Origin of the sequence: Nocardia sp. NPDC059240 (genome assembly GCF_042753865.1) — a bacterium.
In the GTDB taxonomy this organism is placed as follows: Bacteria; Actinomycetota; Actinomycetes; order Mycobacteriales; family Mycobacteriaceae; genus Nocardia.
On sequence record NZ_JBHZAC010000004.1, the window covers coordinates 409,556 to 432,401 of the forward strand.

Annotated in this window: 24 protein-coding genes; 14 read left to right on the top strand and 10 right to left on the bottom strand. The window is 66.5% G+C overall.

What is annotated here, in order from left to right:
- Positions 1-46 precede the first annotated feature (46 nt).
- A complete protein-coding gene (locus tag ACFXHA_RS16545) occupies positions 47-928 on the top strand; it encodes an ATP-binding cassette domain-containing protein (RefSeq protein WP_379358300.1) in 882 nt (293 codons plus the stop codon).
- Here ACFXHA_RS16545 and ACFXHA_RS16550 read toward each other — a convergent pair.
- Positions 892-1,533 (bottom strand): DUF4389 domain-containing protein, encoded by a 642-nt coding sequence (locus ACFXHA_RS16550; protein WP_379357440.1) that lies wholly within the window; start codon positions 1,531-1,533, stop codon positions 892-894. The two genes, ACFXHA_RS16545 and ACFXHA_RS16550, sit on opposite strands and share 37 nt — an antisense overlap.
- A gap of 280 nt (positions 1,534-1,813) precedes the next feature.
- Here ACFXHA_RS16550 and ACFXHA_RS16555 point away from each other — a divergent pair, with 280 nt between their 5' ends.
- The 4 genes from ACFXHA_RS16555 to ACFXHA_RS16570 are packed head-to-tail and all read left to right on the top strand — an operon-like array spanning position 1,814 to position 6,073.
- Positions 1,814-4,624: a nitrate- and nitrite sensing domain-containing protein gene (locus ACFXHA_RS16555; RefSeq protein WP_379357442.1), complete on the top strand. Its 2,811-nt coding sequence runs from the start codon at positions 1,814-1,816 to the stop codon at positions 4,622-4,624.
- 12 nt (positions 4,625-4,636) lie between these two features.
- The gene (locus ACFXHA_RS16560; RefSeq protein WP_379357444.1) at positions 4,637-5,065 is read left to right on the top strand and encodes a roadblock/LC7 domain-containing protein; all 429 of its coding nucleotides are present in this window, start codon (positions 4,637-4,639) and stop codon (positions 5,063-5,065) included.
- Positions 5,062-5,502, top strand: a complete 441-nt coding sequence (locus tag ACFXHA_RS16565; protein WP_379357446.1) for a DUF742 domain-containing protein — start codon at positions 5,062-5,064, stop codon at positions 5,500-5,502. The genes ACFXHA_RS16560 and ACFXHA_RS16565 overlap by 4 nt, the downstream gene beginning before the upstream one ends.
- Before the next feature lie 10 nt (positions 5,503-5,512).
- Positions 5,513-6,073 (top strand): ATP/GTP-binding protein, encoded by a 561-nt coding sequence (locus tag ACFXHA_RS16570; protein WP_379358302.1) that lies wholly within the window; start codon positions 5,513-5,515, stop codon positions 6,071-6,073.
- A 339-nt stretch (positions 6,074-6,412) separates the two neighbouring features.
- On the opposite strand, the gene ACFXHA_RS16575 is transcribed toward ACFXHA_RS16570, so the two are convergent.
- A complete protein-coding gene (locus ACFXHA_RS16575) occupies positions 6,413-6,733 on the bottom strand; it encodes a hypothetical protein (RefSeq protein WP_379357448.1) in 321 nt (106 codons plus the stop codon).
- A gap of 464 nt (positions 6,734-7,197) precedes the next feature.
- On the opposite strand from ACFXHA_RS16575, the gene ACFXHA_RS16580 reads away from it, so the two are divergent.
- Entirely contained in the window at positions 7,198-7,818 is a 621-nt protein-coding gene (locus tag ACFXHA_RS16580; protein WP_379357450.1) for a DUF4254 domain-containing protein, read from the top strand.
- A 19-nt stretch (positions 7,819-7,837) separates the two neighbouring features.
- On the opposite strand, the gene ACFXHA_RS16585 is transcribed toward ACFXHA_RS16580, so the two are convergent.
- Genes ACFXHA_RS16585 through ACFXHA_RS16595 form a run of 3 tightly spaced genes read right to left on the bottom strand, consistent with a single transcriptional unit; the run spans position 7,838 to position 10,459 of the window.
- Entirely contained in the window at positions 7,838-8,188 is a 351-nt protein-coding gene (locus ACFXHA_RS16585) for a hypothetical protein (protein ID WP_379357452.1), read from the bottom strand.
- Positions 8,189-9,373, bottom strand: a complete 1,185-nt coding sequence (locus ACFXHA_RS16590) for a fatty acid desaturase family protein (protein ID WP_379357454.1) — start codon at positions 9,371-9,373, stop codon at positions 8,189-8,191. It abuts the gene before it with no gap.
- A gap of 24 nt (positions 9,374-9,397) precedes the next feature.
- Complete coding sequence (locus ACFXHA_RS16595) at positions 9,398-10,459, bottom strand: ferredoxin reductase (RefSeq protein WP_379357456.1); 1,062 nt, start codon at positions 10,457-10,459, stop codon at positions 9,398-9,400.
- A 129-nt stretch (positions 10,460-10,588) separates the two neighbouring features.
- Here ACFXHA_RS16595 and ACFXHA_RS16600 point away from each other — a divergent pair, with 129 nt between their 5' ends.
- Positions 10,589-11,209 (top strand): TetR family transcriptional regulator, encoded by a 621-nt coding sequence (locus ACFXHA_RS16600; protein ID WP_379358304.1) that lies wholly within the window; start codon positions 10,589-10,591, stop codon positions 11,207-11,209.
- Positions 11,210-11,216: 7 nt separating this feature from the next.
- Here ACFXHA_RS16600 and ACFXHA_RS16605 read toward each other — a convergent pair whose 3' ends face one another.
- The 3 genes from ACFXHA_RS16605 to ACFXHA_RS16615 form a co-directional block, all read right to left on the bottom strand.
- Positions 11,217-12,566 carry an MFS transporter gene (locus ACFXHA_RS16605; RefSeq protein ID WP_379357458.1) on the bottom strand — a complete coding sequence of 450 codons (1,350 nt, stop codon included), beginning with the start codon at positions 12,564-12,566 and terminating at the stop codon, positions 11,217-11,219.
- Between the two features lie 40 nt (positions 12,567-12,606).
- Positions 12,607-13,617, bottom strand: a complete 1,011-nt coding sequence (locus tag ACFXHA_RS16610; protein WP_379357460.1) for a helix-turn-helix transcriptional regulator — start codon at positions 13,615-13,617, stop codon at positions 12,607-12,609.
- Positions 13,618-13,685: 68 nt separating this feature from the next.
- Positions 13,686-14,147: a hypothetical protein gene (locus ACFXHA_RS16615; RefSeq protein WP_379357462.1), complete on the bottom strand. Its 462-nt coding sequence runs from the start codon at positions 14,145-14,147 to the stop codon at positions 13,686-13,688.
- 152 nt (positions 14,148-14,299) lie between these two features.
- Here ACFXHA_RS16615 and ACFXHA_RS16620 point away from each other — a divergent pair, with 152 nt between their 5' ends.
- Positions 14,300-15,721 carry an MFS transporter gene (locus tag ACFXHA_RS16620; RefSeq protein ID WP_379357464.1) on the top strand — a complete coding sequence of 474 codons (1,422 nt, stop codon included), beginning with the start codon at positions 14,300-14,302 and terminating at the stop codon, positions 15,719-15,721.
- On the opposite strand, the gene ACFXHA_RS16625 is transcribed toward ACFXHA_RS16620, so the two are convergent.
- Positions 15,718-16,716, bottom strand: coding sequence for a DUF4232 domain-containing protein (locus tag ACFXHA_RS16625; protein WP_379357466.1), 999 nt, complete (start codon positions 16,714-16,716; stop codon positions 15,718-15,720). The two genes, ACFXHA_RS16620 and ACFXHA_RS16625, sit on opposite strands and share 4 nt — an antisense overlap.
- Positions 16,717-16,830: 114 nt before the next feature.
- On the opposite strand from ACFXHA_RS16625, the gene ACFXHA_RS16630 reads away from it, so the two are divergent.
- Positions 16,831-17,289, top strand: coding sequence for a flavodoxin family protein (locus ACFXHA_RS16630; RefSeq protein WP_379357468.1), 459 nt, complete (start codon positions 16,831-16,833; stop codon positions 17,287-17,289).
- A gap of 23 nt (positions 17,290-17,312) precedes the next feature.
- On the opposite strand, the gene ACFXHA_RS16635 is transcribed toward ACFXHA_RS16630, so the two are convergent.
- Entirely contained in the window at positions 17,313-18,290 is a 978-nt protein-coding gene (locus ACFXHA_RS16635; RefSeq protein ID WP_379357470.1) for a hypothetical protein, read from the bottom strand.
- Positions 18,291-18,481: 191 nt separating this feature from the next.
- Between ACFXHA_RS16635 and ACFXHA_RS16640 the strand changes: the two genes are divergently transcribed.
- The 5 genes from ACFXHA_RS16640 to ACFXHA_RS16660 all read left to right on the top strand — a co-directional run bounded on the left by ACFXHA_RS16640 (position 18,482) and on the right by ACFXHA_RS16660 (position 22,813).
- The gene (locus tag ACFXHA_RS16640; RefSeq protein WP_379357472.1) at positions 18,482-19,060 is read left to right on the top strand and encodes a PadR family transcriptional regulator; all 579 of its coding nucleotides are present in this window, start codon (positions 18,482-18,484) and stop codon (positions 19,058-19,060) included.
- On the top strand, positions 19,057-21,084 hold the full coding sequence (locus ACFXHA_RS16645; protein ID WP_379357474.1) for an FAD-dependent oxidoreductase: 2,028 nt from the start codon (positions 19,057-19,059) through the stop codon (positions 21,082-21,084). Before ACFXHA_RS16640 ends, ACFXHA_RS16645 begins: the two co-directional genes overlap by 4 nt.
- Complete coding sequence (locus ACFXHA_RS16650) at positions 21,084-21,689, top strand: VOC family protein (protein WP_379357476.1); 606 nt, start codon at positions 21,084-21,086, stop codon at positions 21,687-21,689. Before ACFXHA_RS16645 ends, ACFXHA_RS16650 begins: the two co-directional genes overlap by 1 nt.
- 230 nt (positions 21,690-21,919) lie before the next feature.
- Positions 21,920-22,312, top strand: coding sequence for a DUF4189 domain-containing protein (locus ACFXHA_RS16655; protein ID WP_379357477.1), 393 nt, complete (start codon positions 21,920-21,922; stop codon positions 22,310-22,312).
- 75 nt (positions 22,313-22,387) lie between these two features.
- Positions 22,388-22,813, top strand: a complete 426-nt coding sequence (locus ACFXHA_RS16660; RefSeq protein ID WP_379357478.1) for a DUF4189 domain-containing protein — start codon at positions 22,388-22,390, stop codon at positions 22,811-22,813.
- Positions 22,814-22,846 lie beyond the last annotated feature (33 nt).

Genomic DNA, 22,846 nt, shown 5'->3' on the forward strand with positions numbered 1-22,846 from the left:
GGGCCGCTGGCGGCGACGCCGGGAACTGGTCACCGCCGTGGACTCGATGAGCTTCCGCGTGGAACCCGGCGCGGCGGTCGGATACATCGGCGCGAACGGGGCCGGCAAGTCCACCACCATCAAGATGATCACGGGCATCCTGGTGCCCACCGCCGGCCGGTTGCGCACCTGCGGCCTGGACCCGGTCCGGCAGCGGCGCGAACTGGCCGGGCGGATCGGCGTGGTGTTCGGGCAGCGCTCGCAGCTGTGGTGGGATCTGCCACTGCGCGAATCGTTCTCGATCCTGGCGGCCATCCATCGGCTGCCCCCGCACACCGCGCGCGACCGCACCGACGAACTGGTCGGGCGACTGGAGATGGACGGCACCCTCGACACCCCCGTGCGGCAGCTCTCGCTGGGCCAGCGCATGCGCGCGGAGGTCGCCGCGGCCCTGCTGCACGAACCCGAGCTGATCATTCTCGACGAACCGACCATCGGCCTGGATGTGTTGTCCAAGCAGCGATTACGTGAATTCCTGCGCTACGAGCGCACCCAACGCGGCACCACGCTGCTGCTCACCACCCACGACATGGGCGATATCGAGCGGCTGTGCGAGCGGGTGCTGGTGGTCGATCACGGGCGGCTGGTCTACGACGGTTCGCTGACCGGGCTCGGCGCGACCGTCGGCGCACAACGCGTGCTGACCGTCGACCTCGCCGAGCCCACCCCGGACCTGTCGGATCTGCCCGGGGCCAAACTGCTCGACAGCGCCGGTGCGGGCATGCGGCAGCGGCTCGCCTTCGACAGCGAGATCACCACTGCCGCACAGTTGCTCACGGCCGTCTCCGCCCGCGCGGAGGTCCGCGACCTGTCCATCGAGGAACCCGATATCGAGGACGTGGTGCGGCGGCTCTACGAGGCGGCGGCGTCGGGCTCCCTCGCACCCTGATCGAGGCGGAACGGCGGATAGGCGTCGGTCATCAGGGAGGCGTAGACGCGCACCCGGATCCCCCAGCGGTTGATGCCCATGGCGAAGTCGTAGAGGCCGGGCAGGTACGCGCCGGTGAACAGCAGGCCGACGGCCGCGATCACGATCAGAATCGGCAACAGCGACATCATATTCCGGCCGCCGCCCATGAATGCCGCGACGATCAGATACTGCGGAATCGCCAGCAGCCACCATTTGATCAAGACCATCCAGCGATTGAGTTGTTCGGGATAGTCGACTTCCAGATCAGCGGGATAGTTCGGATCCGGCTCGAGGCTGAACGGCGGGTAGCGGTCGGTTCCCAGTTGTGAGAGCGCATAGAAGCGAACGCGCCAACTCCAGCGCAGCACACCGACATTGAAGTCGAACAGCGCTCTCGGATACACGCCCGTGAAGAGGATGGCGAAGAACGCGATGATCGAAACGACAAGATAGGCGATCGTCAGGAAAAGCAACACCACATAATGTGGAATAGCAAGTATCCACTTGACAATCCACATCCAGCGGGACAACCCCGGGTCGAGGTCGCCGCGTACACGCACCGGATAAGCAGGACTGGGCTGCATGGCCCTCACTCCTCTCGAGCGCCGGCGATCGGCTTGCTCGCGACCGCCGCCCAAACAACGGTGAGGCGTTGTTCACCCCATTGTTTCCCCGCCGACGCGGAGATCACATCTGCTTCTCACACATTGTGACCAGATTTGTAATAGCGCGCCCGACGGCGAGTTCCGCACACCACACAGACCCGTTTTCACATTGCGGCACCCGCTCCCGTGTGCGACGTTGCTGACCATTCTCCAAGTGCGCGGCTCGGGTCGGCACACCAGCTGAGTTACGGGAGACGGAGTGAAATTGCGTCCGGCAAAGGCGTTGCCATCGGGTGATGCGAAGCTGCCGCCGAGCCTGGAAATATTGCGGCCCCGCACCATTCGGGCCCGGCTACGCCGGATTCTGATCGTGTCGGTGGCGCTGGTACTGGCGCTGCTGACGGTCATCGTCGCCCGCGAAGTCGGCGGATATCGCGAAACCGGCGACACCACCCGCGCGGTTCACCTGGCACTCGACGTCCAGGACCTGGTGCACGAGGTGCAGCGCGAACGCGGCCTCACCAACGGCCTGCTAGCCGGTGACGCGGCCTCGCGACCGGCGCTGGGCAATCAGCGGATGGCCACCGACAGCGCACTGCAGGAACTGAATTCGACGCTGGCCGGTACGCCGCCGGGCGCGGATCTGGTGCGCACCGCGCTCGGGCAGTTCTCCGGGGTGACCGCCAACCGCGCCGACGTGGACGCCGGCCGCGCCGACCGGTCGGCCTCGTTCAGCTTCTATACCAATGCGATCGCGGCCCTGAACCAGACGCGACCGGGCCTGGACAACGCGCCCGACGGCCAGCTGTGGCGCGGACTGGAAACCCTCTACGCGCTCGGCGACGTCAAGGAATTCACCGGGCAGGAACGCGGATTCCTCAACGGCGTCTTCGCCGCGGGCGGCTTCGGGCCCGGCGAGTACGTCAAGTTCCTCGATATTCGCGCCGCCAAGCAAGCCGCGGTAACCGCCTTCGAACGTGATGCCACCCCCGAGCAGCGCTCCCTGCTGGCCGACGCCACGCGGACGGACGCCGCGGTGCGCGCGGGCGAAGCCGAAACCGTCGCCATCGGCTCCGAGCGCGGGCCACTCACCGAACCCGTGAACGACGGGGACTGGTGGCGCGATATGAGCGCCGTCATCGACGGCCAGCGCCAGGTGCAGCGCAGCGTAGGCGACCAGATCACCTCCCGGGCAAGCGATCTGCGCCGCGACGCCGCCCTGCGCCTGGGGCTTTACGTGCTGGCCGCCGCACTCGCCATCGCCGCCGAGGTGGCGCTGGTGGTGGCCAGCGTGCGGGCCATCGTACGGCCGCTGGCCGAACTCGCCGACGAGGCCGATCTGGTCGCCGGGCAACGACTTCCGCAACTCATCGCCGCCTGGCAGGACTCCGAGTCCGCCGACCCCGACCCGCCGGAACCGGTGCGCGCCGATGAGAACGCCGGGGCGGAGATCGCTTCCGTGGCGCGCGCGCTGGACCGGGTGCAGACCACCGCCTACGAACTCGCCTCCGCCCAGGCCCGGCTGCGCCGCAACACCACCGAGTCCATGGCCAACCTGGCGCGGCGCAATCAGAACCTGGTGCGTCGCCAGCTCGGGCTGATCAGTGATTTCGAGCGCGAGGAACTCGACCCCAGCGCGCTGGGCAATCTGTTCGAGCTCGACCATCTGGCCACCCGCATGCGCCGCAATGCCGAAAGCCTGCTGGTGCTGGTCGGCGAGTCCAGCCCGCGCCGCTGGTCCAAACCCATTCCGCTGACCGACGTCATCCGCGCCGGTCTCTCGGAGGTCGACGACTACCGCCGCGTGGTGCTGCGCCGGGTGGACGAAACCGCCATCGCGGGCGCACATGTCAGCGAGGTCGCGCACATGCTGGCCGAACTCATCGAGAACGGGCTGTCGTTCTCACCACCCGACCTCGAGGTGGAGATCTACGGGCGGCGACTCGGCGCGAAGTACATGATCGCCGTCGTCGATCACGGCGTCGGCATGCCGCCCGACCAGCTCGCCACCGCCAATGCCCGGCTCTGCGGTGAGGCCGACTTCCTCGTCGCGCCGACCCGCTTCCTCGGCCATTACGTCGTCGGCCGGTTGGCCCGGCGGCTGGGCGTCGAGGTCGAGCTGACCGTTTCGCCGACCAGTGGCGTGGTGGCGCGGATGCTGCTGCCCGCCGAACTGCTGGGCGATCCCGCCAGCGAACGGCCCGCACCGCCCGTGGATGCCAAACACGCTGTGGGAGCCCAGCTTCCGACGGTCTCGGACGCCATGCCGGAACCCACCCGCGGGCGGCACAGTTCCACGCCCGGCGGCGGCGAACAATCGGTTCCCGCGGCACCTGCGGCCACCGATCCCTTGTTCGATACCGCCACCGTGTTCGGCACCGACCACGTCTTCGCGAGCGGTCAGGCGCTCGGGAGCGGCCGCGTGTTCGACAGCAGCGCAGCATCATTCAGCGGCACGCCACCATCGGGCCCCGCCGCGCCGACCGAGGCGGAGCAACCGGTCGCCGCCACCGAACCCGCCGCCGCCACGGCCGGGCAGGGCGCTACCGCTGGACCATCAGTGGGCGCTACCGCTGGGCCATCGCATGCCACCGCGGCCGAGCGGCTGCTCGGCGGCCCCGCCACCGGATCGTTCGCGCTCCCGCAGATCGGCGCACCCCAGCCGGTCGGGCCGCAGCCCGCGGCGCTTCGGTCCGACGCGCCGCGCAACGGTGCGGCGGTCGCCACCGCGCCGCCACAGCCGATTGCGGCCCCGGTGAACGGGAGTGCGGTGCGCCCGGTTTCGGCGGGCTCACCGAGCGCCGAGGCGGAGGTTTCGGGAGCCGTCCCCGGGGTGCAACGTACGCGAAACGGTCTCGTCAAGCGCACCAGGAAGACTCACGAGAATTCGGAACCCACGCAGAGCAACGGATCAGCGCCCGCGCAGGGCAACACACCAGCAGCCGAGCAATCCGCATCAGGGAGTGCGGGCCGCTCACCCGACCAGGTGCGCAGCATGCTCGCCGGATTCCGGAACGGGCATCAACGCGGGCTGGGCGGCGAACCGCCCGTACCCGGATCGAAAGCATAGGAGGGACCACGGGTGACAACCCACTACACCGACACCGATCCGCACACCTTCAACTGGCTGCTGGCCGACTTCGTGCGCACCACCGACGGCGTGCGCGACGCCGTGGCGGTGTCCTCCGACGGTCTGCTCATGGCGATGTCAGCGGGCCTGGACCGCTCGGCCGCCGACCGGCTCGCCGCCATCGTCTCCGGGCTCACCAGCCTCGGCCGAAGCGCCTCGCGCAGTTACGATTTCGACGGTCTGCGGCTGATCATGATCGAGATGGGGCGCGGCTTCCTACTGGTGTCCTCGATGGCCAACGGCAGCTGCATCGGCGTGATCGCCGATATGGCCGCCGATATCGGCCTGGTCGGCTATCAGATGGCGGTACTCGCCGACCGGGCCGGTGCACTGCTGACTCCCGCCCTGATCTCCGAGTTGCGGGAATCGCTGAGCCGATGAACGATTCGCACCGGCTTCCGGACGAGCGCATGATCGCGCTCACCCGCCCCACCGGGTGGTCCGGCGCCGCAGCGTCCGACGGAGATGCCTTGCGGGAAAAGGGATTCGCCGAGGCCGAAGAGCAGGTCGTGCGGCCTTTCATGATGACCTCCGGCCGCACCACCCCGGTGGTCGACGGGCTCCGCATCGAGACCCTCGTACGCGCCACTCCCGCAGCGCTTTCCGCGCCATTACGCTTCGAGCTCGAACGGGTGGTAAGACTGTGCCAGCGCCCGCACTCGATCGCCGAAATCGGTGCCGCCCTGCGGGTTCCGATCGGGGTGGCCCGGGTGCTGGTCAGCGACCTGGTGTCCGCGGGACACGTGTCGGTGGGCGGCACCGACGAACTCTCCACCGCTGCTCTGGAAAGGATCCGGGACCTTGTACGGAACCTCTGACAATCCCCCACTGGCGTCGTCGGTGAAGATCGTGACCAGCGGCGGCTTCGGTGTCGGGAAGACCACCTTCATCGGGGCCATCTCCGAGATCGAACCGCTGGCCACCGAGGCCGCCATGACCGAAGTGTCGATGGGGGTGGACGATCCGGGCCTGGCCACCGGCAAGACCACCACCACCGTGGCGCTGGACTTCGGCCGCATCACCCTCGACACCAGTCTGGTGCTCTATCTGTTCGGCACGCCCGGCCAGGAACGCTTCGAATTCCTCTGGGACGACCTGCTCGACGGCGCGCTGGGCGGGGTCATCCTGGTCGACACGGGTCGCGTCGAGGACTGCTATCCGGTGCTGGACTTCTTCGAACAGCGCCGCACCCCGTTCGTGGTGGCCGTCAACCGATTCGAGACCGGATCGCGCTTCGACCTCGAGGAGGTGCGCGAGGCCCTGGATCTGGCCCCTACCGTGCATCTGATGGATTGCGATGCCCGCGATCGGGAATCGGTGAAATCGGTGCTGGTGGCGCTGCTCGAGCAGATTCTGCGCTCGCGGCGCACCCCTGCTCTCGCCGGTTGACCAAAAATCGCCCCGGGTGCCGACGGCACCCGGGGCGATTGCCCGAAAACCCTTCGCGTAACGCGAATTAGCGGCCGAAAGAACCGGTCCAGAGGGTGTTGAGGAGGCCGCCCAGGGCGGCGCTACCGGTGTTCAGAACGCCGTTCAGTGCAGCGGAACCAGTGTCGATGATAACCGGGATCATGTTTCAACCTCTCTCTAGTGACGCCGCCGCTCGGGATTTCCGCTCGACGACTGGGCCCACACTGCCGACCGTTTCTTAGGCGAACCTTTTCTGTAGCTAAGAGGTTGCTAAGACGGGGTGTGTGGCCCGTCACATGAGAGAGAACTGTCCAGTTTCTACTGCGGCGGCGCGGCGCCCTGCGAGTAGAGACTCACCTCGCCGTCCTCGCCGAGAAACGCGTTGACCAGCATCGTTCCGCTGGAACGCAATTCGTCGGGGTCCGGCGCGGTGGTGGTGATGGCGATCTGCGGGAGGGCTCCCCAGTTGACGACGAATCGGTCGGGCGGTCCGTTGTCGTCGGACAGATGCGCGAGACGGAACACCGACACCGTCCGGCGAACAATCAGATTCCGGACGACTTCGGCAATTCGCTCGGGGTCTTCCAGCGCGAACATGAAACCGAATCGCAGCTCCGGCGAAGACGCATAGGCGGGCACGAATACCGAGGCTAATGGACCAAGGCGCGTCGCGCCCCCGGCGCGCCGCACAGATAGCTATTCATAAGCCTCGGTAACCGATCTCGCGCGGCACAGGGCGCGTACCGGTGGCGGCCGGTGATCGAACCCATCTCACTCGCCGCCCGCGCAGGTGTCGATCAGCCTTCAACCGCAGCGCCCATGTGACCGTCTTGTAATGCTGTATAACAATTTTCAGGCAGCTTCGACGATCACGCGCCGGATGGTTGCGCCCCTCCGACTATCGCGCTTTCCTGAATATGTCCCGCATTATCGGACAGTCTTCTCACCGCATCGTCGCGGATTTCCCGGTTACTTCACCGTGTCGCTGGTGGTGGGCTGTTGCGTTCCGGGTGCGGGGCTGCGCCGGAGCCGAGGGGAGCCCCTCCCCGAAACCCCCTCGGCCCTGGCGCATCCAAGCATGCGACGGCGAGGGTGGGATTTTCATGGCAACCGACTACACCGGAGCGGGATTCGGGGCCGAACTCCCATCGCCATCAACGCTGTTGCGCGCCTTCCGGGAACCCATCGGCTCCGATCGCTCCGATCGCGACATCCTCGAATCAGCCCACGAGCTGGTGCGATGCCATGAGAATCGACATCGCGCCCTCGACGCGGCACATGCCGCCGACGCCACCCCCGACGATGTCGCCGACTGGACCCACCGCATCGACAAGATCGACATCCAGCGCGACGATCTGGTCACCCGCATCGACGACTGGGTGGCGGCCAATATCCCGCACCGCGCCGGCGCCTCCCTGCACACCGAGACCCTCGGCGCGGTGATCGACCGCATGGCCGCGAAATGGGTTGTCGCACAACGGGCCCTGGGCAACAACGGTCAGGAACCGGGCAACAACGGTCAGGAACCGATACGGAATCCGAAAGCAGCCGACGGGCGAACCCGGCGACGGGCCGGCGCGCACCGCATCAGCGAGGACCGGCCCCACCGCGGCGTGGACACGGAAGCCCACCTGCAGTGGTACCGGCTCGCCGAGCTCGCCGACGGCTATCGGGATCTGATCACGGAAGTCGCCCAGCACCGCAGGCGACTTCCGACTTGGTGAAACCCCAAGAGCATCGCGTCTAGCGGGGGTCGATGACTTCGGCGTCGATGAAATCGGCGTCCACGCGCTCGCTCACGACCGGCTTCGTTGCCGAATTGTCCTGGGCGGGTGCGGGTTCCGGAGTCTCGTCGAAGTCGTCGTCGAGGTCGTCGGCCAGGCTCTCAGCTTCCGCGCGCTGGGCGCGGGCGTCCTGCTCGGCGGCCGCGGCGGCCTCACGCATCTCGATGGCGTCGGTGATCCAGTCACCGATCTCGCGCGTCACCTCGGCGACGGTGCCGGTGATGATCGAGGCGATATTGCCGACGTGCCGCGCTCCGGACGACGTCAATTCCTGGATCAGATCCTTGTTGCTCTCGAATTTGGAAATCATTCACACGCCCACTTCTGTATGCGATGCCGCGCTCGCTCGGGTATCCGATTCCGTGCTCGCCCCCCGCCGCATCACGATAACACCGGGCCCAGCTGAATTCTTGACCAGGAACGGCGGCAGCGCCAGCTTGAACAGCTTGCCCCAGACCGAACCGATCTGCCGGGAGAAGCCTCCGGTGTTGTAGGGCAGGCCGTGCTTCTCGCACAGCGCGGCCACCTCGGGCGCGATCTCCGGGTAGCGGTTGGCCGGCAGGTCCGGGAACAGGTGGTGCTCGATCTGGTGCGACAGATTGCCGGACATGATGTGGAACAGCTTGGAGCCCTTGATATTGGCCGAGCCCAGCATCTGCCGGACGTACCACTCACCCTGGGTCTCCTCGGCGCACTCGTCCTGGGTGAACGTCTGTACGCCGGACGGGAAGTGCCCGCAGAAGATGATCGAGAAGGTCCACAGGTTGCGCACGATATTGGCGGTGAAGTTGGCCGTCAGCGTGGACAGGAACAGCGGTCCGGTCAGCGCCGGGAACACCACGTAGTCCTTGAGCACCTGCCGGCTGGCCTTGCGCCACTGTCCCTTGACCAGCGTCTTGATCTCCGACCAGGACTTCTTGCCGCGCACGATGTTCTCGACCTCGAGGTCGTGACCCATCACGCCCCACTCGAAGGCCAGCATGAGCATGAACGCGTAGAGCGGGTTGCCCAGTCGCAGCACGTTCCAGCTCTGCGCCTCGTCGATGCGCAGGATGCCGTAACCGATGTCGCGGTCCATGTCGAGGATGTTGGTGTAGGTGTGGTGCATGTAGTTGTGCGAGTGCCGCCACTGGTCGGCCGGGCAGACCGTATCCCATTCGAAGACCTGGGAATTCAGGGTCGGCTCACGCATCCAGTCCCACTGGCCGTGCATGACGTTGTGGCCGATCTCCATATTGTCGAGAATCTTGGAGATGCTCAGCGCGGCCACGCCGGCCAGCCAGAACGGGGGCAGGAAGCCCAGGTAGAGCAGGCCACGGCCGGCGATCTCGAAGCCGCGCTGGGCGCGGATGACGTTGTAGATGTACTCGCGGTCGGCGTCGCCGAGGTCGGCGGTGATGCGGGCGCGCAGCGCGTCGAGCTCGCGGCCGATCTCCTCGACCTGATCGACGGACAGGACGAGCGGGCCTTCGGTGGTCTCGGTGAGAATAGCCATTGGATTCCCCTTTTCAGATCTATCTCAAAGAGCGATGTCGACGTCCCCGACGGGGGCGTTGATGCAGAGCTGGATGGGCTGATCCGGGTCGCTGTCGAGCTCCCCGGTGCGCAGATTGCGGGTGCAGCCGCTGCGCTTGACGGCCGTGCAGGTGAAGCAGATGCCCATGCGGCAGCCGTACTGCGGCTTCAAGCCCGCGGATTCGGCCTGGTCGAGCAGGGATTCACCGGAGTTCTCGGCGACCACGCCGCTGTCGGAGAAGGTCAGCTTGCCTTCGGCGTCGGCGTCCACCACGGCCGTGGCCAGGGTGAACTCCTCGCTGTGCAGCCGGTCGCCGAGCTGCTCGGCCTCGTAGACGGTGCGGACGGCGGCCATCAGTCCGGGCGGACCGCACAGGTAGGTCTGCGCGATGGGGAACCAGGGCGCGAGCGATTCCAGCTCGTCGTAGCCGAAGTTGGCGTGGCGCTGGGTCTCCGGGTAGCGGAATTCGACGCGGACATTGCCGTGCTGCATGGCGATCGCCTCGAGCTCCTGGCGATGCGGCACGAATTCGGGAGAACGGTTGTAATGCAGGAACAGGATGCGACCCTTGTAGCCCTCGTTGGCGAGGGTGCGCAGCATGGACAGCACGGGGGTGATGCCGCTGCCGCCGCTGATCAGCACGATCTGTTCCGGGCGCGGGGTGGGCAGGTGGAAGACGCCGGCGGCGGGCTCGAGATCGATCACCATGCCGGGAATCGCGTTCTCGTGCAGGTGGTTCGAGACCAGCCCCTGCGGGTGCGCCTTGATGGTGAGCTCGATGTGCCGGTCGCGGCGGCCGTCGGCATTGACGGGCGAATAGCAGCGGTTGTGACGGACGCCGTCGATCACCACACCGATCTGGATGTACTGCCCCGCGATATGCCCGGCCCACTGCCGACCCGGCTTCAGCGTCAGGGTGACCGATCCGACCGCGCTGCGCCGCACATGGGTGATCTCCGCGCGCATCGCGCCGCGGGCCAGGGTGGGGCGGACCAACTCCAGGTAGCGGTCCAGCGGGTGCGGGGTGGTCATGGTCTTCTGCACGAGGTCGAGTAGTCCGACCATGCGAGCCTCCTGGATTTCGGTGCACATCTGTACACTGAGATAGTGTGCCCGGTGAAGCCACTCCAGTTCAACCGGCAGTTCGTGTGACCCACACGACATCTCACGAATGGAACGAATGTGAACGCATGTATGCTCATCGACGTGAGCGAGCAGGCAGCTACCCGAGGCGAACGCAAGGAGCGCACCCGCGCCGCACTGCTCGACGGCACCCTCGCCCTGGCCGCCGACCGCGGCTTCGCCGCCCTCTCGCTACGGGAGATCGCCCGCTCGGCCGGCATCGTGCCGACCGCGTTCTATCGGCACTTCACCTCGCTCGACGAGCTCGGCACCACACTGGTCGAGGCGGGCGTGCGGCAATTGCGCCTGGCGCTGCGGGAAATGCGGCGCACCCCGAATTCGACGCTGGCACAGACCGTGCGCTTCGTGTTCGAGCAGGTCGACGGCAATCGTGACCTGTGGGGCTTCCTCATTCGTGAACGCCACGGCGGCTCGGCGGCGCTACGCGGGGCCATTTCGGTCGAAATGCAGCTCATCGAGCGGGAACTGGTGGTCGACCTGTCGCGGGTGCGGGCGCTGGACGCCTGGTCACCCGACGATCTGGAACTGGCCTCCGACCTCATCGTCTCGACGGTCGCCGACCGGATCGCCGACTATCTGATGGCCGAATCCCGGGAGAGCGGGCGCACCGTCGAACGCGCGGTGCTCCAGGTGCGGCTCATCGCCCTCGGCATGGGTTCCTGGCAGCCCTGATTCGGGTTCAACGGCCGCGCAAGTCATCTCCGCGAACCGGTAGCAGCAACATCAAGCCGACGATCAAGACCAGCAGCAGGCCGACGATGCCCGCACGCTCGGCATCGAAAGCCCACACGAAGAAGCCGAAAAGGGTTGGGGCGAGAAACGATACGGCCCGGCCCGTGGTGGCGTAGAGGCCGAACAGCTGGCCCTCACGTCCCGGCGGGGCCAGCCGGGCCAGGAACGAGCGCGCCGAAGCCTGTGCGGGACCGACGAATACGGTCAGCAGCAGGCCGAAGATCCAGAACATGAGCGGTCCCGAGACCACCAACAGGAACGCCCCACAGATGATCATGCCGATCAGCGCGGTGACGATCACCGACTTCGGACCGGTCCGGTCGTCGAACCGTCCGCCCACCAAGGCGCCCAGTGCCGCAACCACATTCGCGGCGATACCGAACAACAACACATCCGAATCGGCGATGCCGTACACCCGCACGGCCAGGATCGCACCGAAGGTGAACACGCCCGCCAGCCCGTCCCGGAAGATCGCGCTGGCCAGCAGGAAGCCCACGGTGCGCCGGTCGACCTGCCACAGTTCCCGAATATCCCGCCAGAGCACGCGATACGAGCTCAGCAGCGCTCGTGCGGGCACCGCCGCACCGGGATCTGCTGCGGTACGTGGCACTTCGGGCACGTAACGGAACAGCGGCAGCGCGAAAACCGCGAACCATACCGCCGCCAGCACCGCCACCACCCGGATGTTCAACCCGTCCGCGATCGGCACCCCGAGCAGCCCGCGATGCTCCCCCTTACCCGCGATGAACCCGACATAGCAGATCAGCAGCAGCAGAATCCCGCCGAAATACCCCATCGACCAACCGAATCCGGAGATCCGGCCGACCGTGGCCGGCGTCGACACCTGCCGCAACATCGCGAAATACGGCACATGCGACAACTCGAACGCGGCCGACCCCACCGCCAGCAACAGCAACCCCACCCACAGGTAGTGATAGTCCTCCCGCACGAAGACCATGGCGGCCATCATCACCACGGTGAACGCCGTCAAAACCCCCAGCGCCCGTTTACGTTTCGCCGTCGCATCGAACCACTGCCCCGCCACCGGCGCAGTCACCGCCACCACCAACCCCGCTGCCCCCAACGCCCACCCCAACCACGAACTGGGCGAAATCCCGCCCGGCAACCCCTTCCCCACATGATCGGTCAGATACACCGAGAACACGAACGTCAGAATCACCGCATTGAACGAGGCCGCCGCCCAATCCCACAACCCCCACGCCACCACCGCCGTCCGCCCGGTGGCCTGCCCCACAACCGCCTCGTCCACGCTGCCCACCTCGGAGCCGTCGCTCATGCAGCGCAGACTACTGACCCCCGACGCCCGATGCAGGGCACTAGGCCGGAACTCGGCCGGGGACTTGTTCGGTGGGGTCGGCGGGCCAGGTGAGAGAGCGGCCGTGGACGGTCTCCACGTGCTCGGCCCAGGGGCGGCGGCGTTGGGCGTGGGTCATGGCGAGGAGGGCGTGGAGTTTGTCCCAGGCCGCGGGGTCGGCGGGAGTCCAGACCTGCATCCAGGCTCCCGCTATCGAGGGCAGGGACATGCTGGTCATGAACATCTCCAGTTCGCCGACGGCCATATTGCGGATGACGCGGGTGCGGCCGAGCGGGAGGGCGACGTCGTTGCGAGCCCAGAGCTCCGCGAAATGTGGGCTGTCACGAACCATTTCGTCGATGAAGCCGGTCCATTCCGGGTCACCGAGGTTGCGGGCGTAGGCGGCGCGCAGGTAGCCGACCATACGGGCCAGGTGGTCGGGTTCGGAATGCGTGGGATACGGCGTGCAGCATTCGTCGGCCAGGAAGACCTTGCGCAGGACGTTGCGTGAACCACTCAGGAACACCGGATACATCGCGAGATAGGCGGCGTTGTGGGCGATCACGTCGTATTTGGCGCTGAACAGGGAGGCGGGCAGCGGGTGCAGGTGATCGAGGATGGTCTGCACCTCCTCCGGAACCGGTTCCTCGTCCACCGGCATCGGAATCGCCGGAACATCCGCAAGCCGGTACAGATGCGCGTGCTCAGCCCCGTTCAGAGCCAGCGCCCGGGCGATGGCATCGAGAACCTGCACACTGCAATTGATATCGCGCCCCTGCTCGAGCCACGTGTACCAGGTGATGCCCACCCCAGCGAGCTGCGCGACTTCTTCACGCCGCAGCCCCGGCGTCCGCCGGCGGGTACCCACCGGCAATCCCACATCCCCAGGAGCAATCCGCGCCCGCCGCGACTTCAGGAACGTCGACAACTCCTCCCGCCGCACCTTCCGCACCGCCCGCGAATTCCCGTTCCGCACCGCCGCACCCGTAACCGTATCGATCAGCGGGCTACACGCCTCCGCACCAGACACCATGACTCCATGGTGACGCCATCCACCACCGGTATCCAGGTGGTGTCAGTACCCGTATAACCAGCCACCCGTCAGGCGAGGTGCTCGGCGAGAGTCACTTCGTCGGAATCCTTGTGGCAGTCGATCGGACGAACCGGCAACGTGGACGAACCGCCATACGGATTGACTACCGTGCACCGCCAACCACCATCGGCCGCCGCAAACTCCGTACCGAAATTCTGAACGCGCAGATAAGCATTCGTGATCACAGTCCGAGCAAGACCACAGGTGACAGACCCCTGGGGCACGGTGATCAAGTAGCCCGTCGAGTACACCGACGCGTCAGGAGTACCGGCCTCTCCGACAGGTTGAAATCGCCCGCAGCCATGATCCGGCGACGCAACGACCGAGTCGGGACTCGGAGCAGGCGCATCGGCCCACGGATTGTGGTGTGGCGAAAAGAATTCCGCTTTGATCACAATCACCCCGAAGACCACGATCCCCACGACAACGACAGAAACCGCCCACAGGCGTTGCTGGAGTGATCGCTTCACCGCGCAACCTACTTCTCACCGACAGCCAAATGTCCAACAAGCTTCCGCGGCCTGCTCCACAACTGCAGCCGAAGCACCAGTATCCAGGTGGTGCGGGTACCCGTATAAGCAGGCTCCTGTTATCGGTTGCCGGTGCGCCGCAGGCTCATTCCATGACACAGAGTTCGACCCAGGCTTCACCCGTGGCGGTTCCCGCCGCGGCAACCGGTAGGCGGCCGTTTGCCGTGCTGGCCGTCATCCTGCTCGGCCAGTTCATGGCGGTGTTGGATGCCTCCATCGTTAATGTCGCCATTCCTTCTATTCGAAACTCGCTGCACGCCACGGGTTCCGGGCTGCAGCTCATTGTTTCCGGGTATGTGATCGCGTATGCGGTGTTGCTGGTGACCGGGGCGCGGCTGGGTGACCGGTTCGGGCAGCGCAGCATGTTCATTGCTGGGCTCACGGTGTTCACCGTTGCTTCGCTGGCGTGTGGGCTGGCCGGGAATGCGGGATCGCTCATCGTGTTCCGGTTCCTGCAGGGTGCGGGGTCGGCGGCGATGGTGCCGCAGGTTATGACGCTCATTCAGCGGACGTTTACGGGAACCACACGGGCGCGGGCGCTTTCGGCGTATGCGGCTGTCATCTCCGGCGGCATGGTGGTCGGGCAGATCGCGGGCGGTGCGATCGTGAGCAGCGACATCGCCGGAACCGGCTGGCGCGGTGTGTTTCTCGTGAACGTGCCGATCGGGCTGGCCCTGTTGGCGGTCGCGCCGGGGATTCTGCCCGCCACTGCCCGGGTGGATCGCAAGCTGGATCTCCCCGGCTTGGCCGTGCTCACCGCAGCGGTGCTGGCGCTGGTGGTGCCGCTGGTGCTGGGGCACGAGCAGGATTGGCCGGTGTGGACTCGGATCACGCTGGGCGCGTCTGTGATCGGCTTCGCGGGGTTCGCGCTGGTGGAGCGCTGGGTGCATCGGCGGGGTGGTGAACCGCTGTTCGCTGATCGGGTGCTGCGTGCACCCGGGCTGGCCACCACCGCCGTCACCCTGTTCCTGGTGATGTGCACGTTCGGTGGTTGGATCTTCGTGCTCACCATCCATCTGCAGTCCACCCTGGGCTACAGCGCGCTGCACGCGGGGCTGCTGTTCCTGCCCAATGGCGTGACTTTCGGTCTGGTGAGCCTGAATTGGACGCGCATCCCGGCCCGCTTCCACCGTGCCATGATCCCGGCCGGCCTGCTCATCGCGGCCGTCACCACGATCATCATGGGCCTGCTGATGCGCACCGGCCACGGCTTCGGCGTGCTCGACATGATCGTGTTCGCCGTTATGGGTGTCGGCTACGGACTGTCCTTCAGCCCGCTCATGGCCCGCGCCACCAGCAAGATTCCGCTGGCCCTGGCCGCGGACGCCAGCGGCATCCTGGTGACTTGCGTGCAGCTGGGCGTGGTGATCGGCATCGCGTCCTTCGGCACGGTCTTCCTCACCGTCGCCGGATCCACCGCGCTGTCGGCGGCCCATGCGGTCGGCGTCACCGCGATCGCCGAGGGCATCACCGTCCTCGTCGCCGCAGCCTTCGCCCTTCGTGCCGCCCGCTAGTCGGCCATGAGCATGCCCACGCTCAAACCGCCGTGACAGTAGACGGTCGCGCTGAAGGGAATATCGATCGTGGCCGAGTCGCCGGGAACGCCTGCCCGCAGGAATGCGGTCGGCACCGGCTTCTCGCCCTCCGGTCCACAGATCGGGCCGTCCACATAGGCGCCGTGCATGACACCGGTGCTGCCGGCTGGGATAACGATGGATCTGACGTCAATCGGGGATGTGGATTGTTTTGGCACTTCCGGGTATTGGAGATTGTGCTCGCGGTCGACCAGTTGCAGAGTCGGACCATATCCCGCGATGACGCAGGCGCGATCGGTGTGGTTGGTGACCTTCACCCCGAATCCCAGTTTGCTCATGCCGGGATTGGAGTCGCGGCCCGTCACAATGGTGAGATCCGCTATCCGACAGGGGGTTTCCTGCCCCGTCCAGATCGAGCCGTCGAGCCCGTAGACCGCCGCGGCGAGCGGGCCCATCTCGATGGGATGCCCGGCACACATGAGTGGGCCGTAGGTGTTGATCGGCGCGGTGAACTCGCCGATCTCGTCCGGGAGTGTCACCAGCAGTCCGATGGCCTGCGAGCAAGGAGCGGAGTCCCTGCTACTCGCCGTGTCGTATTCGAGGGTGCTGACCAGCGGCGAGCCGGGCGGCAGGTCCAGCGGACCGGTCACCGCGCCGGTGCGATGCACCTCGACGTCGCTCGACCTCGAGTTCTTGTCGCGCAGACGCAGTCCCGGATACCCCTCGAGCCGGCAGCTGCGATTGGAGGTGTTGGTCATCCGGATCTCGGCTTTGATGTGCTCGCCCGACTGATCGTCGGGCACGGTCGACACCACCGTGGACACCACGGTCAACTCCACCGGGTGACAGCGATCGCCCTCCGGGATCGCCGATTGCCGAACCGGTTCGTTGTGTGCGTTGTCCTGCCCGCAACCTGCCACCGCCAGCAGCACGACAGACACGGCTATACCCACCAGGTGACGCTTCCTCCCCATGGTGATCAACAGTAATCGGGTGTGGTCATCGACACAGGGAGGTGATGTCACGATTGTCGGCGTGGGCGGTGTCTCAGAGCATGTCCGCAACATCAAGAGCGAAGGGGTGGCGTGATGAAGGCGCTGATCGTGTGTGTTTCGGTGTCACATGGGAATACGCGGCGGGTCGCGGAGGCCATGGGTGAGGTGCTCGAGGCCACCGTGGTGGAACCGGAACAGGTAGTGATCGACGAGCTCGGCGACTACGACCTGGTGGGGTTCGGATCGGGGATCTTCAACCAGAGGTTCCACCCGCGGCTGCGCAACTTTGTGCGGTCGCTGCCGAAACAGCAGCGCGGCAAGGCATTCGTGTATGTCACGAGTGGGTTCCCGCCTCAGATCTGGCAGATGACGCGGCTGGTCCGCGGGCGCGGGTTCGAGGTGGTCGACACCTTCTCGGTTCGCGCGTTCGATACGTGGGCCCCGCTGCGATTGGTCGGCGGGATCAACAAGGGCAAGCCCGATGCCGCGGATCTGGAAGCGGCGCGGGTGTTCGCCGCCGGACTGCGCGCCCGGGTGACCGTCGGGTCCTGAAATACCCGGGCGCGCAGCGGAACTCAGCTGACGGTGAAGGCGTAGGTGGGAACGGCGCTCGCACCCTTGGTCGCGTCGTAGCTCACCACGTAGTTGCCGGTGCCCGGGGACGGGACCACGAAGGTGGCGACCAGGTCGGCCTTGTCGATGGTCTGGTTGCGGTCGAGCAACTCGTCGATGAAGCCCCGCGCGTCCGCCACCAGGGACTGGCCGTCGGGCGTCTTGATGCTGAAGTACTCGGTGAAGATGTTCGAGCCGCCGGCGCTGATGCCCGCGCCCCCAACCAGTTTGATGTGCAGCGACACTTCCATCTTGTTGCGCTCACCCTTGGTGTAGCTGGGGGTGAGGGTACCGCCGGTGATCATGACGGTGGTCTGGTCCTGCACCAGGGTGCCGCTGACGTTCAGGGTCTTGGGCTGGACGCTGTCGACCTTCGCGTCGGTCTTCAGCGGGATGATCGTCTGATTCTCGGCGGCCGTGCCGTACACGATATTGATGGTGTCGAGCAGGTGATCGGCGCTGTCGAACTTCTTCACCGAGGTGGTGAGATCACCTGCGGCCGAACCCTTTCCGGGGACGGTCGGGGTGTCGTAGGACGCACCCTGATCAATCGCGCCGTTGATCTGCAGGCCCGCAGCGGCACTCAGCGTCTTGTCCTTGGTGGTGTCGTTCTTGTAGGTGATGTCGACCCGGATGCTCGCGCCGCCGGAACCATCCGGCGTGACGGTGGCCTTGTCGACCGTGATCTCGAAGCCCTCGTACCAGCCGGTCTTGCCGATTGTCCGAACGGTCGCTTGCGAATTCGAGCCGCCCTTGTCGGTCGAGCCGGGCGCGGCCCCGCCGCCGGTGGTGGCTCCGCCGAGCGGCACGGCACTCACCGAGGTCACGGGCGAGCCCTTGACGTCCTTGTCATTGCATGCGGTCAACAACATCGCAGATGTCGCGACCAGTACCGCCGCTCCCACCGTGGTCAATTTCGAACGAGTGAATTTCGTACGCATGGCTGCCTCCCCGGTTGCCAAAACAGTGTGCTCCGCCCCGACCCTGCGAGCGAATGATTCGCTCTGAAATCCGCCCCGAGGTCGGGCGCGTTAACCGTAGGCGACAAACCGTACGGTCGCGACTTTTAGAAACACCCTCGAAGCTATGCACTGAATTGCATAGTACGTAGCGTCTCAGTTATCCTGACGGCATGGCCCTCGAACACGCGCTGCTGGTGTCGCTGACCGAACGCGCCAGCTCGGGGTACGACCTGGCCCAGCGCTTCGACAAGTCCATCGGCTTCTTCTGGAACGCTACCCACCAGCAGATCTATCGCGTGCTCAAGCGCATGGACGAGCAGGGCTGGGTGATCCCGGAGACGGTCCCGCAGGAGGGCCGCCCCGATAAGAAGGTCTACACCGTGTCCGAGGCCGGTCTGGACGAATTGATCCGCTGGATCGGCGAGCCCATCGAACTCGAACCCATGCGCAACGAGATGGGCGTGAAGCTGCGCGCGGCCTCGCTCGTCGACCCGGCCATTCTCGTAGCCGAGGTGAAGCGACACCGCGACCAGCACGAGCATCGACTCGACCTCTACCGCGCCTTCGAAAAGAAGGACTACCCCGCGCCGGATCAGCTCTCCGGCAAGAAACTGCACCTGTACCTGGTCCTCCGCGGCGGTATCCGCGTCGAGGAAGGGATCATCGACTGGTGCGACGAAGTACTCGACGCCTTGGCACGCGACACAGCCCGGTCGCAGGCGTCCGAAACGAAAGGCACTCAGCGATGAGCGCGTACCCGCACCTGTTCGAACCCCTGGATTTGGGATTCACCACGCTGCGCAACCGCGTGGTCATGGGTTCCATGCACACCGGCCTCGAGGATCGGGCCTGGCACATCAACCGGCTCGCCGCCTACTTCGCCGAACGTGCGAAAGGCGGTGTCGGCCTGATCATCACGGGCGGCTACGCCCCCAACCGCACCGGCTGGCTGCTGCCCTTCGGCGCGAAACTGACCAACAAGACCGAGGCCTACCGGCACCGCACCATCACCAAGGCCGTGCACGCCGAGGGCGGCAAGATCGCGCTGCAGATCCTGCACGCAGGCCGGTACTCCTACATGCCGACCAGCGTCTCCGCCTCCGCCATCAAGGCCCCGATCAACCCGTTCAAGCCGCGCGCGCTGTCGGGCAAGGGCGTCGAGGAGACCATCGACGATTACGCACGCTGCGCGTCGCTGGCCAAGTTCGCCGGGTACGACGGCGTCGAAATCATGGGCGGTGAAGGCTATTTCATCAACCAGTTCCTGGCCGAGCGCACCAACAAGCGCAAGGACAAGTGGGGCGGCTCGGCCGAGAACCGCCGCCGCATCGCCGGTGAGATCGTGCGCCGGGTACGCAAGGCGGTAGGCCCCGACTTCATCATCGTCTTCCGGCTGTCCATGGCCGACTTCGTCGAAAAGGGTCAGACCTGGGACGAAATCGCCGCCGTCGCAAAGGATGTGGAGGCCGCCGGCGCCACCATCATCAATACCGATATCGGCTGGCACGAGGCCCGGGTGCCGACCATCGTCACCTCGGTGCCGCGCGCCGCGTTCGTGGAGTGGACCGCCAAGGTCAAGGACATCGTGAACATTCCGGTGTGCGCGTCCAACCGCATCAATATGCCCGAGACCGCCGAGGAGATCCTCACCCGCGGCGACGGCGACCTGGTGTCGCTGGCCCGGCCGCTGCTCGCCGACCCGGAGTGGACCCGCAAGGCGCAGGACGCGCGCGCGGACGAGATCAATACCTGCATCGCCTGCAACCAGGCTTGCCTCGATCACGCCTTCCAGGCCAAAACCGTTTCCTGCCTGCTGAATCCGCGGGCCGGACACGAAACCGACCTGCAGCTGCTGCCGACCCGGCGCACCCGTAAGTTCGCGGTCGTCGGCGCGGGCCCGGCCGGGCTCTCCGCCGCGGTCAGCCTGGCCCAGCGCGGGCATCACGTGGACCTGTACGAGGCCGACGACAAGATCGGCGGACAGTTCGACATCGCCCGGCGCATCCCGGGTAAGGAAGAGTTCAGCGAGACCATCCGCTACTACACCCGGCAGATCGAAATCACCGGCGTGCGTTTGCATCTGCGCACCAAGGCCACCGCCGAGCAGCTCATCGCGGGCGGCTACGACGAGATCATCCTGGCCACCGGTGTGAAGCCGCGCATCCCGAACATTCCCGGCATCGATCACCCGAAGGTGCTCACCTACGCGCAACTGGTGCGCGAGGGCAAGCCGGTCGGCAAGAAGGTCGCGGTCATCGGCGCGGGCGGCATCGGCTTCGACGTGAGCGAATTCCTCACCGTCGAAGGACATCCCAGCCTCAAGCTCGACGAGTGGAAGGAAGAGTGGGGCGTCTCCGACGATCCCAACATCCCCGGCTTCCTCACCACCCCGCGCCCCTCCCCCGCCGCCCGCGATGTCGTGCTGCTGCAGCGCAAGTCGTCCAGCTTCGGCAAGGACCTGGGCAAGACGTCGGGCTGGGTGCACCGCGCCGCGGTCAAGGCCAAGGGCGTCGAGCAGATCGGCGGCGTCAACTACGAGCGCATCGACGACCGCGGGCTGCACATCAGCTTCGGTGAGAAGCGGCAGCGTCCGCGAATCATCGAGTGCGACAACGTGATCCTGTGCGCCGGGCAGGAATCCGTGCGCGATCTGCAGGAGCCGCTGCAGAACGCGGGCGTGAAGGTGCACCTCATCGGCGGTGCCGACCTCGCCGCCGAGCTCGACGCCAAGCGTGCCATCAATCAGGGCACCCGGCTGGCGGCGGCCCTGTAATGCCGAACCTCACCCGCCTGGGCCTGCCCGGAGACGAGCAGGCCTGGGCGGCATTGGGTTTCACCCTGCGCGACGGGCACATCCGGATCGGGCAGGTCGACTGCACCCTGGGCGAGGCCGCCTGGGGTTTCGACGAAACCCACTCCGCGCCCACCGCGCTCGGCGTCCCCTACCTCGGTATCCCTGCGGCGGAGGTCGATTGGCCGCCGGTGCATCCGAACGGGGTCACCGCCGTCGACCATGTCGTCTACTGGGCCCCCGACCTGAACGAGGCGGTCACCAATCTGACTGCCGTCCTGGGGATTCCGCCGCGCCGCCGGTTCTTCCCGCGCGGCCCGAAGGGTCCGGAGATGGCGTTCTATCGGGTGGGCGAGCCGTTCATCGAGGCGGTCACCTCCGGTATGCCGCCCGCACTGGTCGGCGTCGCCTTCCTGACGCCCGACCTGGACGCCACGGTCGCCGCCGTCCGTGCCTCGGGCGGCCCGATCAGCGACCCCAAACCGGCCGTGCAGGGCGGTCGCATCGCCAGCGTCTGGCATGGCCATCTGACCTGGGGCATCGCCTTCATGGAGCCGAAAGCCAAAGAGCCGATCATCGCCGACTGAACATTTCCCACGAAGGCCCCGCCGAATTTCGGTGGGGCCTTTCGGCTATTCCGCGCACGCGAACAGCGCCGGCGCTCGGGAAGTTCCGTCCGGAAGCGAAATGACCGATACGGCAACCGATCCAACTGGTCAGTACTGTCGTACCGCTCTGCCATGATCGCGGAGCACGTGATTCATCGATCTGGGGGAGAAATTCTCTAATGCATCTGTCCCGCAAAACCGCTGCCGGAATGGTTGTTTCGGCAGCCGCCGCACTGCTGACCGGCAGCATGGGCACCGCCCACGCCGACTATGACCGCTACGGCTCCTACGCCGTAGCCGATATGGGCGACCACTGGCGCATCGGCTACTCGCTCAACCGGCCCGACCAGGCCGCCGCCGACTCCCACGCCCTGGCCCAGTGCCAGTACGCCAACTGCGCCACCGTCGTGCGCTGGGTGAACGGCTGCGCCGCGCTCGTCGATCGCGACGGCAACCTCTACTGGGGTCTGGGCGGGTCGCTCGTCGAGGCCTCGCGCAACGCCCTGGCCGCTGCGGGCCCGGACCCGGCCCCGTTCCTGGTCAGCCTGGGCAGCGCGGAACCGAGCCAGGCCACCGTCCTGGACTCCCGCTGCACCGACTGACCGACACCGGTCCACCGGCCCCGCCGTTCCCCGGCGGGGCCTTCGCCGTTTCCAGCTTTGGGGGAGAAATTCTCTATGCCTCTGTCTCGTAAGGCCGCCGCCGGTGTGGTCGCCTCCGCCGCGGCCGCGCTGATCACCGCCGGAATGGGCTCGGCCCACGCCGGCTACTACGACTACTACGGTTCCTTCGCGGTCGGCGACCTCGGCGACCAGTGGATCGTCGGCATCGCACTCAATGCCGAGGATCAGGCCACCGCCGACCAGCACGCCATGGAGCAATGCGGCGACGCCACCTGCTACATCGCGATCCACTGGGCCAACGGCTGTGCGGCCCTCGTCGAACGCGACGGCCGCCTCTACACCGGACGCGGCAACAATGTCGGCGTGGCCGAGCATGCGGCCCTGGCCGCCAGCGGTTCCGACCCGAACCCGCTGTTCGTCTCGCTGGGCAGTGCCGAACCCTCCACGGCCACCGTCCTCATCTCCAAGTGCACCGCCTGATCTCGCAGTACACCGCCTGATCTCGAAACGTGC

Excerpts from the sequence above, each read along its gene's own strand:
- ACFXHA_RS16655 (WP_379357477.1), top strand. The coding sequence starts at position 21,920 with ATGGTTGTTTCGGCAGCCGCCGCACTGCTGACCGGCAGCATGGGCACC.
- ACFXHA_RS16545 (WP_379358300.1), top strand. The coding sequence starts at position 47 with ATGAGCTTCCGCGTGGAACCCGGCGCGGCGGTCGGATACATCGGCGCG.
- ACFXHA_RS16550 (WP_379357440.1), bottom strand. The coding sequence starts at position 1,533 with ATGCAGCCCAGTCCTGCTTATCCGGTGCGTGTACGCGGCGACCTCGAC.
- ACFXHA_RS16625 (WP_379357466.1), bottom strand. The coding sequence starts at position 16,716 with ATGGGGAGGAAGCGTCACCTGGTGGGTATAGCCGTGTCTGTCGTGCTG.
- ACFXHA_RS16595 (WP_379357456.1), bottom strand. The coding sequence starts at position 10,459 with ATGGTCGGACTACTCGACCTCGTGCAGAAGACCATGACCACCCCGCAC.
- ACFXHA_RS16640 (WP_379357472.1), top strand. The coding sequence starts at position 18,482 with ATGGCCCTCGAACACGCGCTGCTGGTGTCGCTGACCGAACGCGCCAGC.
- ACFXHA_RS16580 (WP_379357450.1), top strand. The coding sequence starts at position 7,198 with ATGGCAACCGACTACACCGGAGCGGGATTCGGGGCCGAACTCCCATCG.
- ACFXHA_RS16585 (WP_379357452.1), bottom strand. The coding sequence starts at position 8,188 with ATGATTTCCAAATTCGAGAGCAACAAGGATCTGATCCAGGAATTGACG.
- ACFXHA_RS16610 (WP_379357460.1), bottom strand. The coding sequence starts at position 13,617 with ATGGTGTCTGGTGCGGAGGCGTGTAGCCCGCTGATCGATACGGTTACG.
- ACFXHA_RS16565 (WP_379357446.1), top strand. The coding sequence starts at position 5,062 with ATGAACGATTCGCACCGGCTTCCGGACGAGCGCATGATCGCGCTCACC.
- ACFXHA_RS16645 (WP_379357474.1), top strand. The coding sequence starts at position 19,057 with ATGAGCGCGTACCCGCACCTGTTCGAACCCCTGGATTTGGGATTCACC.
- ACFXHA_RS16605 (WP_379357458.1), bottom strand. The coding sequence starts at position 12,566 with ATGAGCGACGGCTCCGAGGTGGGCAGCGTGGACGAGGCGGTTGTGGGG.
- ACFXHA_RS16590 (WP_379357454.1), bottom strand. The coding sequence starts at position 9,373 with ATGGCTATTCTCACCGAGACCACCGAAGGCCCGCTCGTCCTGTCCGTC.
- ACFXHA_RS16620 (WP_379357464.1), top strand. The coding sequence starts at position 14,300 with ATGACACAGAGTTCGACCCAGGCTTCACCCGTGGCGGTTCCCGCCGCG.
- ACFXHA_RS16660 (WP_379357478.1), top strand. The coding sequence starts at position 22,388 with ATGCCTCTGTCTCGTAAGGCCGCCGCCGGTGTGGTCGCCTCCGCCGCG.
- ACFXHA_RS16600 (WP_379358304.1), top strand. The coding sequence starts at position 10,589 with ATGCTCATCGACGTGAGCGAGCAGGCAGCTACCCGAGGCGAACGCAAG.
- ACFXHA_RS16630 (WP_379357468.1), top strand. The coding sequence starts at position 16,831 with ATGAAGGCGCTGATCGTGTGTGTTTCGGTGTCACATGGGAATACGCGG.
- ACFXHA_RS16635 (WP_379357470.1), bottom strand. The coding sequence starts at position 18,290 with ATGCGTACGAAATTCACTCGTTCGAAATTGACCACGGTGGGAGCGGCG.
- ACFXHA_RS16650 (WP_379357476.1), top strand. The coding sequence starts at position 21,084 with ATGCCGAACCTCACCCGCCTGGGCCTGCCCGGAGACGAGCAGGCCTGG.